Annotated in this window: 11 protein-coding genes; 9 read left to right on the top strand and 2 right to left on the bottom strand. The window is 62.2% G+C overall.

Annotated features, from left to right (window positions below):
- The first annotated feature begins 64 nt into the window (after nt 1-64).
- The 4 genes from ACK4TE_RS10165 to ACK4TE_RS10150 are packed head-to-tail and all read left to right on the top strand — an operon-like array spanning nt 65 to nt 6,061.
- Complete coding sequence (locus ACK4TE_RS10165) at nt 65-1,576, top strand: tryptophan halogenase family protein (RefSeq protein ID WP_409911396.1); 1,512 nt, start codon at nt 65-67, stop codon at nt 1,574-1,576.
- Nucleotides 1,573-3,000, top strand: a complete 1,428-nt coding sequence (locus ACK4TE_RS10160; protein ID WP_409911395.1) for a tryptophan 7-halogenase — start codon at nt 1,573-1,575, stop codon at nt 2,998-3,000. Before ACK4TE_RS10165 ends, ACK4TE_RS10160 begins: the two co-directional genes overlap by 4 nt.
- Nucleotides 3,001-3,003: 3 nt before the next feature.
- The gene (locus ACK4TE_RS10155) at nt 3,004-4,524 is read left to right on the top strand and encodes a tryptophan halogenase family protein (protein WP_409911394.1); all 1,521 of its coding nucleotides are present in this window, start codon (nt 3,004-3,006) and stop codon (nt 4,522-4,524) included.
- A 13-nt stretch (nt 4,525-4,537) separates the two neighbouring features.
- Nucleotides 4,538-6,061, top strand: coding sequence for a tryptophan halogenase family protein (locus ACK4TE_RS10150; RefSeq protein ID WP_409911393.1), 1,524 nt, complete (start codon nt 4,538-4,540; stop codon nt 6,059-6,061).
- On the opposite strand, the gene ACK4TE_RS10145 is transcribed toward ACK4TE_RS10150, so the two are convergent.
- A complete protein-coding gene (locus ACK4TE_RS10145; protein WP_409911392.1) occupies nt 6,062-7,771 on the bottom strand; it encodes a glycoside hydrolase family 43 protein in 1,710 nt (569 codons plus the stop codon). It lies immediately after the preceding gene.
- Between the two features lie 189 nt (nt 7,772-7,960).
- Between ACK4TE_RS10145 and ACK4TE_RS10140 the strand changes: the two genes are divergently transcribed.
- From ACK4TE_RS10140 to ACK4TE_RS10125, 4 genes are all read left to right on the top strand, one after another.
- Nucleotides 7,961-9,082, top strand: a complete 1,122-nt coding sequence (locus tag ACK4TE_RS10140) for an endo-1,4-beta-xylanase (RefSeq protein ID WP_409911391.1) — start codon at nt 7,961-7,963, stop codon at nt 9,080-9,082.
- A 15-nt stretch (nt 9,083-9,097) separates the two neighbouring features.
- Nucleotides 9,098-10,561, top strand: coding sequence for a xylulokinase (gene xylB, locus ACK4TE_RS10135; RefSeq protein WP_409911390.1), 1,464 nt, complete (start codon nt 9,098-9,100; stop codon nt 10,559-10,561).
- Nucleotides 10,558-11,868, top strand: coding sequence for a xylose isomerase (gene xylA, locus ACK4TE_RS10130; protein ID WP_409911389.1), 1,311 nt, complete (start codon nt 10,558-10,560; stop codon nt 11,866-11,868). The genes xylB and xylA overlap by 4 nt, the downstream gene beginning before the upstream one ends.
- A gap of 99 nt (nt 11,869-11,967) precedes the next feature.
- A complete protein-coding gene (locus tag ACK4TE_RS10125) occupies nt 11,968-13,041 on the top strand; it encodes a LacI family DNA-binding transcriptional regulator (RefSeq protein WP_409911388.1) in 1,074 nt (357 codons plus the stop codon).
- A 3-nt stretch (nt 13,042-13,044) separates the two neighbouring features.
- On the opposite strand, the gene ACK4TE_RS10120 is transcribed toward ACK4TE_RS10125, so the two are convergent.
- A complete protein-coding gene (locus tag ACK4TE_RS10120; protein ID WP_409911387.1) occupies nt 13,045-13,674 on the bottom strand; it encodes a hypothetical protein in 630 nt (209 codons plus the stop codon).
- 229 nt (nt 13,675-13,903) lie between these two features.
- Here ACK4TE_RS10120 and ACK4TE_RS10115 point away from each other — a divergent pair.
- Nucleotides 13,904-14,553 (top strand): MFS transporter (locus ACK4TE_RS10115; protein ID WP_409911419.1); only part of this gene is annotated, 650 nt, incomplete at its 3' end.

Here is a 14,553-nt window from a genome sequence, read left to right as displayed (position 1 = left end):
AAAATGTTACGGTCTGAATCAGGAAAGGCCGCGTAAGACGGCTGAAAACATGAGGAAAACGCCGATGGCGCCGCAGATCCGGCGGATCGTGATCCTTGGGGGAGGCACTGCCGGCTGGATGACGGCGGCGGCTATTTCGCACGTTCTGGCGCCCCGGAAGGTGTCGATCACACTTATAGAGTCCGACGAAATCGGAACGGTCGGGGTCGGGGAAGCGACCCTGCCGCATATCCGCTTCTTCAATCAGCGAATCGGGCTGGACGAGCCCGAGCTGATGCGGGCGACGCAAGCGACGATGAAGCTGGGAATCCAGTTTTGCGACTGGGCCCGCAAGGGCGATTCCTACATTCACCCCTTCGGCGATTATGGCCAGCCGGCGGGCGGCGTGGATTTCCTGCAAATATGGGCCCGGCTCAGGGCGGCCGGGCTGGCCTCCAGGATTTGTGACTATTCGCTTCCCGTTGTGATGGCGGAGGCTGGGCGGTTCGGATTTCCGGGCACGGACATGGCGTCGGTCATGTCGACATTCTCCTATGCCTACCAGTTTGATGCCGGCCTGTATGCCAGGTACCTGCGCCGGGTGTCGGAGGGACGCGGTGTCCTGAGGGTGGAGGGCAAGGTCACATCGGTGCGCCAGAATCCCGAGACGGGGCATGTCGAAACGCTCAGCCTCGGGAAAGGGCGCGAGATTGAGGGTGACCTCTTCATCGACTGTTCTGGATTCCGCGCCCTGCTGATTGACGGCGCGATGGGGTCGGGATTCGAATACTGGTCGCGGTGGCTGCCCTGTGACAGGGCGATTGCGATTCCGACAGAAAGTGCAGGGCCTTTGATGCCGTACACGCGCGCGACGGCGCGGACGTCAGGCTGGCAGTGGCGTATTCCGTTGCAACACCGGGTGGGCAACGGGCATGTGTATTCCTCGGCCTTCCTGGATGATCAGTCGGCGGAGGATGAACTACTCCGGCATCTGGATGCGCCGGCCCTGCGCCAGCCGAACCGCCTGAGATTCAGGCCCGGGCAGCGGCGCCGGCAATGGGTGGGGAATGTCGTGGCAGTGGGCCTGTCGAGCGGCTTTCTGGAGCCGCTGGAATCGACATCCATCCATCTGATCCAGCAGGGAATCACGACGCTCCTCGAGCTGTTCCCGGACGGGCCTCTCGATGCGCGCGATATCACGGAGTTCAACCGCGTGATGTCGCTTGAGTATGACCGGGTGCGCGACTTCCTGATCCTGCATTATCACGCCACAGAGCGCGATGATTCCGACTTCTGGAATTATGTGCGCACAATGGATGTGCCGGGATCCCTCGAAGAAAAGCTGACCCTGTTCCGCGAGCGGGGCATCGTGATGAAGTATCGCGATGGCCTGTTCCTGTTCCCGAGCTGGATTGCCGTGTACGTCGGCCAGCGTGTCATCCCGCAGCATTGGGACCCGCGCGCGGATGCCCTGCCGCTGGAACAGGTTGCGGAAACACTATCAGCTCTCAAGCGGCATATCGCGGACGTCGTGCACTCACTGGATACGCACGAAGAGGCTCTGAAGCGATACTGCCCTGCAGAGGTGATCGCATGACCGGGGTCCTGAAGCGCGTCGCCGTAGTGGGCTCGGGCGTCGCCGGGGCGCTTTCGGCGGCGTATCTCTCGCGCCTGCTGAAGCGGCTGGGAACGGAAATCGTGTGGGTGCCGGCGGGCGATGCGCCTGTACCGCCGGTGCTGGCGAGCTTGCCGAGTTTCGAAGCCGTGCACCAGGTTCTGGGATTTGACCTGCGCGACCTGATGCGCGCGACGGATGCGACATTCCGTCTTGGTACGGAGTATTCAGTCAGCGGCGGCATACATGCCTATGGTGACACGGGCGCGGCGTTCGGCAATGTGCCCTTCCATCTCGCCTGGCGGGCGCATTCGGAGGATACGTCGCCGGGCGCCTATGGCGCCTGTTCCCTGGCGGTGCTTGCGGCCCGGGCAGGCCGGTTTGCGCCGCCGCTGGACGGCGGGCCGCCGGGCAGTGTCTTCAGTCCCGGCCTGCACCTGGATGGTCCGGCCTATCTGAGCTTTCTGGAACGCGCCGCGCGGCATTATGGAGCCATTGCTTCTGCGCCGCTGGCCTATGGTCAGACGGCAGCCGAGAGCGGCACCCTTGTGCTGTCGGATGGATCCGTGCTCTCGGCAGACCTCGTGGTCGATACGGTCGGGATTTCTCCGTCTGCGGACTGGATGCCTGCCGGGGGGGTACCGGACGCGGTGCAGGTCCTCTGGGGCAAGTCCGAGGAGCGCCGGCCGCTGGGGCTTGCGCGATTGCGCGGTGTTGCCGGCAATGTCGCGGTCGATATGCCGATGAATGCAGATGTGCACCGGGCGTTGATTGCAGGCAGCGAAGCGGCGGCTCACCGCGCGACATCTGTCTTGCGCCGGGAAGGTTTTTCGCCTGTTTCCGCCTCGCCGCAGGCGTTCGGGCCGGGATGGTGCGGCGCGCCGTGGACGGGGGGGGTGGTGCGGATTGGCGATGCGGCCTGCCGTTTGCCACCTGTCGAGGCGCCGGAATTGCGGATCATCCAGATCGGGCTGGAGACACTTGCGATGTTGCTGCCCGGGGGAGGTCCGGCTGAGCCGGAGCGGGCGGAATATAATCGGATGACCCTGGAATCCTGGCGGTCGCTCGCAGACTTTGTGTCACTGGCATTCATGTCGCCGGGTGAACTTCCGGAAACGCTGCCTGAAACATTGAGGCTGCGCCTTGAGAACTTTATCAGCCGTGGACGGACCATCCTGATGGATGGGGAGAGCTTCACGAGAGAGAGCTGGGTGGCTGCCCTCATCGCGGCAGGATGGCGGATGGAGCGCGCGGACGCACACGCGGCGGCGCTGCCGCAGGAGCGCGTTCGCTCCAGCCTTGCCGGAATTGCCGGAACGCTGGCGGCCAGTTGCGAAACACTGCCGGACCAACGCACCTTCCTGCGCCGTGCGGGACTTGTGCCTGCGATGACGGGAGGTGCCTGAGGCATGAACTCACCCCACACACTTTCGCATATCGTGATTGCGGGCGGCGGAACAGCAGGCTGGATTGCGGCGGCTGCGCTTTCCCGTCTCACCAACAATGGCGAGACGCGCATCACCCTCGTCGAGTCCGAAGAAATCCGCACTGTGGGGGTCGGCGAGGCGACAATTCCGCCGATTGCGATGTTCCTGCGCCTGCTCGGTATCGACCTCTCGGAGTTTATGCGCGAGACGCAGGCGACCATAAAACTCGGCATCGAGTTTGAAGGCTGGTTGCGTGAGGGCCATCGCTATGTTCATCCGTTCGGGGACTATGGGCGCGATATCAATGCGGTGCGCTTCTATCAGTACTGGCTGAAGCTGCGCGCGCTCGGCTACGACGTTGGTGAGATCGAGGAATACTGTCTTTCGGCGATGGCTGCGCGCCTCCGGCGGTTTGCGCCGCCTGACCCGGACCCGCGCACAGTGCAGTCCAGCATGGCGTATGCGTTTCATTTCGATGCGGCGCTGTATGCAGCCTATCTGCGCCGGTACTCGGAGGCCCGCGGCGTAAAGCGTGTCGAGGGCAGGATCGCGGATGTGAAGCTGCGCGGTGAGGACGGATTTGTTTCATCGCTGCAGCTAGCAGACGGGCGCGAGATCGAGGGCGACCTTTTTGTTGATTGCACGGGCTTTCGTGCGCTGCTGATAGGCAAGGCGTTGGGCGTGCCGTATGTTGACTGGTCGCACTGGCTGCCGATGAACAGTGCCCTCGCGGTGCAGAGCGAGCGTGTTGCCGAGCCGCTGCCCTATACGCGGTCGACTGCGCAGCCGGCGGGCTGGCAGTGGACGATTCCGTTGCAACACCGCACAGGCAACGGCCATGTCTATTGTTCCGACTACATGAGCGATGACGAGGCCGGGCAAATCCTGCTGGCCAACATATCCGGAAGGCCGCTGACAGCGCCCTCGCAGCTGCGCTTCACCACGGGACGGCGCGAAGCATTCTGGTCCCGGAATGTCGTCGCGCTGGGGCTTTCGAGCGGCTTCATAGAGCCGCTTGAGTCCACCTCCATCCATTTCATTCAGGCAGGCGTGACCAAGCTGATTGCCCTGATGCCGGACAAACGCTTCAATCCGGTCGAGCGGGACACTTACAATCGCCTCAGCATCCTGCAGTTCGAGCAGACGCGCGATTTCCTCATTCTTCATTACAAGGCGACGGAGCGCACCGGACCGTTCTGGGACTATGTGCGAAACATGGATATTCCGGACACGCTGGCGCAGAAGGTTGATCTTTTCAGGTCGAACGGGCGTCTGTTCCGCTTCGAGGATGAATTGTTTGGCGAGGCGAACTGGCAGTCTGTGCTGATGGGGCAGGGTATCATGCCGGAGCGGTGGGATCCGATGGCGGATGCACTGGATGTGAATGTTGTGGCAAAGCAGGTGCAGGGGATTCGCGAAGCGGTGCGGGAGACGGCGCTGCGCCTGCCGACGCACCAGGAATTCCTGACGCGCTTCTGCGCGGCGCCTGAGCCTGTTGAGTGAGGGAAATGATCCGATGACGAACAACCGGGTTCGCAAGATACTGATCGTGGGCGGCGGCACGGCCGGCTGGATGACAGCGGCGGTTCTCGCGAAACTTCTGAAAAACGATTATGCCGACATCCAGCTGGTCGAGTCGGAGGAGATTGGCACAGTCGGTGTCGGTGAGGCGACGATCCCGCAGATCGGGACATTCAATCGCACGCTAGGTATTGACGAAAATGACTTCGTCAAGGCGACGCAGGGCAGCTACAAGCTCGGCATCGAGTTCGTGAACTGGGGCGCGCTGGGCGAGCGCTATATCCATCCTTTCGGCGCCTATGGCCTGGATATGGACGGCGTGTCGTTCCATGCCTTTTTCCTCAAGCATCATGCGTCCGGTTATGGGCCGGAGACGATGGACCAGTACAATTTGCAGGCGCTTGCCGCGCGGCAGAACCGGTTCATGCGGCCCGTCAATGCGGGTAACTCGCCGCTCAGCAAGATTGCCTATGCATTCCATTTCGATGCGAGTCTCTATGCGCGGTATCTGCGGAAGTATTCCGAGGCACGCGGGGTGACGCGGCATGAGGGCAAGATCACGAATGTCGCGCTACATCCGGAGACTGGCTATGTACAGCATGTTCAGCTTACGGATGCACGCATCCTGGATGCGGACCTGTTTGTCGACTGTACGGGGTTCAGGGGGCTGCTGATCGAGCAGGCACTGAAGGCGGGATACAATGACTGGTCGCACTGGCTGCCCTGTGACCGGGCAGTGGCGGTGCCCTGCGAGAGTGCGGAGCGGCTGACCCCGTACACGCGGTCGACGGCGCGCGAGGCGGGCTGGCAATGGCGGATTCCGCTGCAGCACAGGATTGGTAACGGCCATGTCTGGTCGAGTGCGTTCACGACGGAAGAGCGCGCAACGGAGATCCTGATGTCCAACCTCGATGGCAAGGCGCTGGATGCGCCGCGCCATCTGCGCTTTGTGGCGGGGCACCGGAGGAAATTCTGGGACAAGAACTGCGTAGCCATCGGCTTGTCGGCGGGTTTCATAGAGCCGCTTGAGTCAACCTCCATCCACCTGATCCAGTCCGGTGTCGCGAAGCTGATGCAGATGTTTCCGTCGGGCGGTTTCAACCAGCCTGACATCGACCGCTATAACCGGGTGACCACGTTTGAGTATGAGCGCATCCGGGACTTTATTGTTCTGCACTACCACCTGAACCGCCGCGACGATTCAGAGCTGTGGAAATACACACGGAACATGCCGATTCCGGACTACCTTGCTGACAAGATGGAACTGTTCAGAAGCCATGGCCGGGTGTTCCGCGAGAACGAGGAACTGTTCAATGACACGAGTTGGTTTGCCGTGATGATCGGACAGGGGCTGAAGCCTCTGGATTATGATCCTGTGGCAGATGTTCAGTCTCCGGAGGAGACGGCGAGGCGTCTGCAGAACATCCGCGAAACCATTGCGACGTCTGCAACCTATATGCCCACGCACGAGCAGTTCATTGCGGAAAACTGCGATGCGCGGACTTATGTGGCGGCCTGATCAGGGCTGTCCAGCTTGCTCGGCATAGACCCCGAAAACGGCGCCGACGAACCCGCCCGCCGTGCGCGTGGAGAGGAGCTTCCCGTCGAGTTCGGGGCCGATGGCCTGCCAGTCTTCTCCGGGCAGGGACCAGCTTGCCTGATAGCGCGCGCCTTGGCCTTCGAAGCGCAGGTGAATGGGTGTGCCCTCAGGGATGGCGGCTTCGGCAAGAACCTCGCCGGTTTCCGCTTTGTCCGGGCCCGAGCGCTGGCGCAAGCGAAGAACGGCAGTGCCTTCGTCATCGCGGGTGACGCCCAGCGCGAACCAGAATTCGTCGCTCTGGAAAGCGGCCAGGCCGGCTTCGCTGCCGGAGGCCGGCGTGAAGGCGAGCTCGACTTCGACGGACGCGTTCATGTGCTGCTGGCGGCGGGCAAGGAACGAGGGTTGGCGGCTGCTGCCGAGACCGTCCGTACGCGGAGTCAGGGTCAGGGTGCCATCTCCGGTGCGGAACCAGTCAGACTTGGGAACACGGGGCGTCATCCAGTGCGGCTGGAGAGGGCCGGAGAAATCTTCGGTAAGGGTAAAGCTCCCGGTTGTCGGCAGGGCCGGGGGGGCTGAGGCGGGAAGCGATGGGCGCGGGAGGCTGACGGGTACGGGGGCGTCACGCTCGAGGATCACCGGCCAGCCATCTTTCCAGGTGACGGGCAGCAGGAAGGTTTCACGCCCCGTATTGTAATAGTCGCCTTTGTAGGGGCGCACACCAAGGAACACCGCCCACCAGGCGCCCGCATCATCAATGACATAATCGGCATGGCCGACAGACGTGATCGGGTTGGGGCGGTCTTCCGGCAGGTCGCGCTGGGTCATAACCGGGTTGCCCTCATAGGGCGTGTACGGGCCTGTAACCGTCCGCGAGCGGAGGATCACCTGCGAATGACCAACCGCTGTGCCCCCTTCGGCTGCGGAGAGGTAATACCAGCCATCTTTCTTGTAGATATGCGGTCCTTCGATCCAGATCGGCTTTTCTTCAGGCCGCACACCCCCGTCGATAAGGACTACCGGCTCTGTAAGCGGGGCGAACGTCACAGGATCGACCTGACGCATCCAGATGGCACGGTGGCCGTCATAGAGGACCTCGCCTGGAGGGCCGTCATTGTTCATCAGCCAGACCTTTCCGTCCTCATCGAAGAATAGGGAGGGATCGATGCCGCCGACATGCGGCATCCAGATCGGATCAGACCATGGGCCTGCGGGGTCCTTTGCGGTCAGGATGAAGTTTCCATCGCAATCGACACAGGTGTTGGCGATGTAGAATGTGCCGTCATGGTGTTCGATCGTCGGGGCGAAGACACCGCGCGAGAGACCGAGCCCGTCAAAATCCAGCATGCCGGGCCGGTCGATGGCATTGCCGATCTGCGTCCAGTTCACGAGATCTGTCGAGTGCCAGACCGGGATGCCGGGGAACCAGGTGAAGGTCGAATGTACGAGGTAGAAATCCGGGCCGGCCTGCGTGATGGAGGGGTCGGGATAGAAACCGGATAGGATGGGGTTGATGTAGTTTCCGTCGGTGGCCACCGCTTCCGGGTTCGGGTCTTCGCCGGAATAGACGAAGTTGCGGAACACGGCTTCGGCCACCGCTTCGGGCTTGGCGGGGCCCGCGCATCCTGAGATGAAAAGCAGTGCAATCAGGACTAGAATGGCGGCGGTGCGCGTGCTGCGGAATGGGGTCATGATTTCCTCCCGGATGCGGCTTTCAGGGCTCGTTGGGAGCTCGCTTCAGCCTGTCGATAATTTGGTCTGGACGGAGCGCGAAGCTTCGTGATAGCAGCAAATGATAGCGTTACCAAAATCAATGGGAAGCCCGATTCTTCTGGGAAATGGGCAAAAACCCGAAAAAATGGGAGGAGCAACATGACAGGCATGTCCCGCAGGACCGCACTAGGGCTGTTGGCAGGCGCTGGCGCGATGGCCGCCTGCGCCAGTCCCGGCGCTCCGGCACCTGTGTTCCCGGTTGATCCGGAGCCTCTGAAAGACCTCGCAAAAGCCAAGGGTCTGCTCTTCGGCACGGCCATGGCAGCCTATCAGGTGGATGATCCCGAATATGTGCGCCTGGTGCAGGCCGATTGCGGCGTGATCGTCGCCGAGAACGAGCACAAGTGGTACACGATCCATCCGCAGCCGGATGTCTGGAATTTCGAGCCGGCGGACAAGCTGGTTGGCTTTGCGCAGGCCAATGGACTGAAGATGCGCGGACACACGGTGATCTGGCATCACCCGCGCTGGTTTCCGGACTGGGTGAACAATCTTACCTTCTCGAGCGCGGCCGAAGCCGAGGCGATGCTGTCAGACTACATCACGCGCGTCGCTTCGCGGGCGCATCCGTTCATTCACGAATGGGACGTGATCAACGAAGCCGTGGACGACAAGACGGGCGAACTGCGTGAGACCAGTTTCTCTCGTGCGATGGGCGGCCCGCTGAATGTGATCGAATTCTGTTTCCGCAAGACAGCCGAAGTCAGCCCCGGAACGCGGCTTGCTTACAATGACTACATGAGCTGGGAGAGCGGCAACGAGAACCACCGCGCCGGCGTCCTGAAGTTGATGGAAGCCCTGCTGAAGCGCGGCGCACCGCTGACCGTGTTCGGCATGCAGAGTCATTCGAATTTCGACATGCCGGATGAATTTACGCCCGCGAAGCAGAAAGCCTGGCGCCAATTCTGTGATGAGGCGGCAGGCATGGGGCTAGACTTCTCGCTGACCGAGTTTGATGTGAATGACACGCGCCTCGGGCCGGATGTTGCGCGCCGCGACGAACTGATTGCCAGCTTCACCAAGGACTATCTCGATATCATGCTCTCCTATCCGCAGACAAAAGAGCTGCTGATGTGGGGATTGGTCGACAAGTATAGCTGGTTGCAGAGCTTCCTTCCGCGGACGGATGGTGTGGAGAAGCGGCCGACGCTGTTTGATTCAAACTATCAGCCCAAGCAGATGCGCGAGGCAGTGGCTGCTGCCCTGCGCGCCGCACCGGTGAGAAGCTGACCCGGACACGCTGCCATGTTTCTTGGAATCGACATCGGCACATCAAGCGTCAAGGCGGTCGTGATAAATGATACCGGTGACGTAATCGATCAGGCGTCCGCGCCGCTAAGTGTGTCGCGTCCGCAGCCCCTGTGGTCTGAGCAGAATCCGGCGGACTGGTGGGCGGCAACCAACAAGGCGGTGCTCGATCTTTCGCCCGACAGGCGCGCGAAAGTCGAAGGCATTGGCCTGTCCGGTCAGATGCACGGTGCAACTCTGCTCGGCGCTCGCGATGAGCTTCTTCGACCGGCGATACTTTGGAATGATGGCCGCAGCTTCCAGCAATGCGGCGCACTTGAAGCGGCTGCGCCGGGCCTGCACGAAATTGCGGGTAACCTTGCGATGCCGGGATTTACCGCGCCGAAGCTGCTATGGGTGCGCGAGAATGAGCCGGAGATTTTTTCGAAAGTCGCGCGTGTCCTGCTTCCGAAAGATTATGTCCGCCTGCTGATGACGGGCGAAGCGGCGTCCGACATGTCTGACAGTGCGGGAACGCTCTGGCTGGATGTGGCGAAACGCGCGTGGTCGCCAGAAATCCTCGCGGCGACGGGCCTTTCCGAAAGCCATATGCCGCAGCTCTTTGAAGGATGCGCTATTACCGGCACGCTTCGCGCAGATATTGCGAAAAGCTGGGGCATGCCTTCTGTCCCGGTTGCGGGCGGCGGAGGAGACAATGCGGCTGGCGCGGTCGGGGTCGGTGTGATCAGGCCAGGAGATGCCTTCCTGTCTCTGGGAACATCTGGCGTGTTGTTCCTGTCTGGCGACAAGTTCCTGCCCAATCCAGCTCAGGCGGTGCACGCCTTCTGTCATGTACTGCCGGACCGTTGGCATCAGATGACCGTTATGCTGTCCGCTGCGAGCTGCGTGGATTGGGCGGCGCGCCTGACCGGCTTTCACGATGCTGGCGAACTCATTGCCAAGGCTGAAGCGCGCGGAAGCATCGGCGGGGCGGAAGTGTTTCTGCCCTACCTTTCCGGGGAGCGCACGCCGCACAATGATCCGCATGCGCGCGGCGTGCTGCTGGGGCTCGACCATGACAGCGATGCAGCAGCCATCGGGCAGGCCGTCCTGGAAGGTGTTGCCTTTGCCTTTGCGGACGGAATGGATGCGTTGGCGGCGGGAGGTGGTACGGTCGGCGACATCACCGTCATCGGTGGCGGGGCACGCTCTGCCTATTGGGGCCGTATCCTTTCCGCTGCGCTGGGCCGCCGGCTTGTCTATCGCCGCGATGGCGCGGTTGGCCCGGCCTTCGGCGCCGCAAAGCTCGCCCTGATTGCCGTCACCGGCGCCAGCGCGGAAGAGGCGTGCGCGCCGCCGCCTGTGCTGAATGAAATTGATCCGGCCCCGGAGGATGTGGAGCGCCTTGCGGCAAACCGCGCCCGCTTTCGCCAGGCCTATCCCCGTCTGAAATCCCTGTTTGCCTTGGAGTCTCTCCCATGACCGCGTCTTACTTCTCGTCCATTCCGGCGATCCGCTATGAAGGCGCGGAAAGCCGCAATCCACTGGCTTATCGCTGGTATGACAAGGACCGCGTGATCCGCGGCAAGCGGATGGAAGATCATCTGCGTCCGTCCGTCTGTTACTGGCACTCCTTCTGCTGGGATGGATATGACATCTTCGGTGAAGGCACCTTCCGCCGCCCTTGGCACGAGCTGACAGGGCAGGAGATGGCCGATGCCAAGATGGACGTCGCCTTCGAATTCTTCACAAAACTCGGCGTGCCCTACTTCGCTTTCCACGATGTGGATGTGATGGCGCCGGCGGCGAATATCCGGGAACATGTCAACAATTTCGCGGTCATGGTCGACAAGATTGAAGCGAAGATGGCGGCGACGAAGATGAAGCTGCTTTGGGGCACGGCGAACGTGTTCAGCAACCGCCGGTACATGGGCGGCGCCTCGACCAATCCGAACCCGGAGGTTTTTGCCTGCGCCGCAACGCAGGTGCGCCATGCAATGGATGCGACCCATCGCCTTGGCGGGGAGAACTATGTCTTCTGGGGCGGCCGCGAGGGCTACGATACGCTGCTCAACACCCGCATCGGCCATGAGCTGGACCAGCTGGCGCGACTTCTGACGCTCGCGATCGAGCACAAGCACAAGATCGGGTTCAAGGGCACGCTGCTGATCGAGCCGAAGCCGCACGAGCCGACCAAGCATCAGTATGATCGCGATACGGCGACCGTCTATGGCTTCCTCAAGAAGTACGGTCTCGAGAACGAAGTTAAGGTCAATATCGAGACCAACCACGCGACCCTCGCCGGCAATGCGATGGACCATGAGATCGCCACTGCATTCGCGCTCGGCATCTTCGGCTCCATCGACGCCAATCGCGGTGACCCGCAGAATGGTTGGGATACGGATCAGTTCTGGATGGAGCACCTGGAGATAACCCGCTCCATGCTCGAGCTACTCCGCGGGGGCGGTTTCACCACCGGCGGTTTCAATTTCGACTCCAAGGTCCGCCGCCAGAGCATTGACCCGGCAGACATGTTCTACGGCCATATCGGCAGCCTCGACGCGCTCGCCCGCGGGCTGATCGCGGCGGCAGACATTCTTGATTCGGGCGAAATCGACGCTTTTGTCGACGAGCGCTATGCTGGCTGGAAGGGTGAGCTTGGCCAATGGTTGCTCAAGGAGGCGAGCCTTGAGGCGATCTCCGAGCGCGCCGTGAAGGAGGGGCTCGACCCGCAGCCCCGCTCCGGCCGTCAGGAATGGCTCGAAAACGTGCTTAACCGTCACCTCTGAGGCGGGGTGCGGCCCGGGCGACCGTTGACAGTTCAGGCCGCAGCCGGGCTATAATTGCTTCAACCCGGACTTTTCCGGTGATTTGAGGGGTAGCCCCATATGAATGAAGTTCTGCGTCGCCCGGCTCGCCGGTCGCATGCGACCATCAAGGAGGTCGCGGAACTTGCGGGCGTCTCGCAGATGACGGTCTCGCGTGTTCTCAACCGGCGCGAGACGGTGAAGGAATCCACCCGGGTCAAGGTCGAGGAGGCGATCCGCGAACTGAACTACCGGCCGAACCTTCTTGCGCGCGGACTTGCCGGCGGCAAGTCGCTGTTCATCGGCCTCATCTTTCATAACCCCTCCAACACCTATCTCGGCGAGTTGCTGGTCGGCGCGCTGCAGGCGTGCCGCGACGAGGGCCACCACTTGGTGATCGAGGATTTCACCTCGGAGGATATCCGTGAGCACGGTCCGAAATTTGTCGAACGTCTCGGAGGCGCAGGTCTTGACGGTGTCATCGTGGCGCCGCCGATCAGTGAGGATGACGATATTCTCGACGCGCTCACAGCGGCGCAGATCGTGACGGTGCTCATCGCGCCGAAAGATGTCTCGGCAACCGACATCAGCGTGTCGATTGACGATGCTCAGGCGGCGGAGGAAATGACACAGCACATCATCGAGCAGGGGCACCGCCGGATCGGGTTCATTCGCGGGCCGGACAACCAGTCGTCGTCCCGCCGGCGTTTCCGGGGATTCAAGGCCGCCATGGCGCGGAACGGCCTCACGGTTGAAGACGGCTGGATCGCGCAGGGCGATTACACTTACCGGTCCGGTATGCTGGCCGCAGAATCCATCCTCGCGCTGGAGGGCAAGCCAACCGCCATTTTTGCCAGCAACGATGACATGGCTGCGGGCGTTGTGTCTTCTGCCCAGCGCCTTGGAATCAAGGTGCCGGATGATCTCTCGGTCGTCGGCTTCGACGATACCATGTTCGCCACCGCGATCTGGCCGCAGCTCACGACGGTGCGCCAGCCGATTGCGGATATGGCCGCAGAATCTGTCCACCTGCTGTCCCGCTTCCTGCGTGCCCGCGATGGCGAGGGCGAAGGGGAAGACGCTGCGGAGACCATGCAGCGCAATGTTGTGCTGGATGTCGGGATCATCTCGCGCGGATCATTGCGGAAGATCTGACGCTTAAAGGTCCTCTGGGGCGGAGGGCAGGCTGTCGAGCCGCACGCCGGGCCCGAGGTTCATCACATAGACCTGCCCGAACTGAACGGTCTGCTTGTGCTTGCCGGCGTTGAAGGCGAGCGCAATCCTGCCGGTGTCATAGCTCGCCGGGGAAATGCCCTTCACATAGTGCAGCTGCCATTTCGGCTGCACCGTCACCTGCGCTTCGGCTATGCCCGTGTACGGAGCAGTTGTCTCCTGAACGCGCACCTGCATGACTGCGCCTCCGGTTTCCGCAGCCGGTTTTGAGGCCCGCGCCCAGAAGGCGACGAGGACAGCGTCGCCCTGCGCCACGCCGGCCGTCAAAGGCGTCGTCACTGAAACATCCCAGGCATTCCTGTTGGCCTGTTTCACCCTGACTTCATAGGCGAGGCCGCCGGGAACTTCCGGCGCCTTCACCACTTTGGTCGAGGCACTTGTCCCGTGAGTGGTCCAGCCGGGCGCCATCGGATTGTTCATCAGCGTGCCGGGGAGCTCGGCTTCCAGCGCGGCGAGCGCGGCGGCCTCTTCGGCGGTCATGCCCCCTTGCGCGAGCGCAGGCGTCGCGAGGCTGATCAAGAGTGTTGCAAAGATACCGGCGCCCAGACTGCGCATCGTTCATCCTCCCCGTATGTGGCCGCCGCGCGGCTCTGATAGCGGTATCATGCCAGAGCTTTTGCGCTTGTAAACGGCCTCCCGCAGGGCTGGCTTCTCGGGCCTTGAGCGCCTCGGAAGGCCGGTGAACCGCAAAAGTGTTAGCGCAAACAAAAATCTATGGCTTTTCCCGGCGAGCCGTTTCATACTCCGGCAAAAGAACACACAAGGCGGGAGGTTAGCTTTGACAATTTCAGTCGCTCAGACCGGGCGGGCAGGGGGCGATTTCGCCTTTGTGTTGCTGGTGACGATCGTTGCGACGATCGGGGGCTTTCTGTTCGGGTTTGACAGCGGGGTGATCAACGGGACGGTTGATGGGCTTCGCACGGCGTTCAATTCGGACAGTGTGGGCACGGGCTTCAATGTCGCCTCGATGCTGCTGGGGTGTGCGTTCGGGGCGGCGTTTGCGGGCTGGCTGTCGGACAAGTTCGGGCGGCGCTCGATGATGATCGTGGCGGCGGTGTTCTTCATCATCAGCGCCTGGGGCTCGGGCATTGCCGGCTCGTCCGGCGAGTTCATGTTCTACCGCGTGCTCGGCGGGCTTGCCGTCGGCGCAGCCAGCGTCATGGCGCCGGCCTATATCTCCGAGATCGCGCCGGCGCACCTGCGCGGGCGGCTGACGACGATCCAGCAGGTGGCGATCATCACCGGCCTGTTCGTCGCCTTCCTGTCGAACTATTTCATTGCCGGTGCTGCCGGCACGGCGGAGAGCATCTGGCTGTGGGGCTATGAGGCCTGGCGCTGGATGTTCTGGGTCGAGCTTGCCCCGGCACTGCTTTTCCTCGTCGCGCTGCTGTTCATCCCGGAAAGCCCGCGCTTCCTCGTGGCGAATGGCCGGGC

This window comes from Hyphomonas sp. (assembly GCF_046313975.1).
Lineage (GTDB): Bacteria > Pseudomonadota > Alphaproteobacteria > Caulobacterales > Hyphomonadaceae > Hyphomonas.
This window is presented reverse-complemented; position numbering and strand designations above follow the sequence as displayed.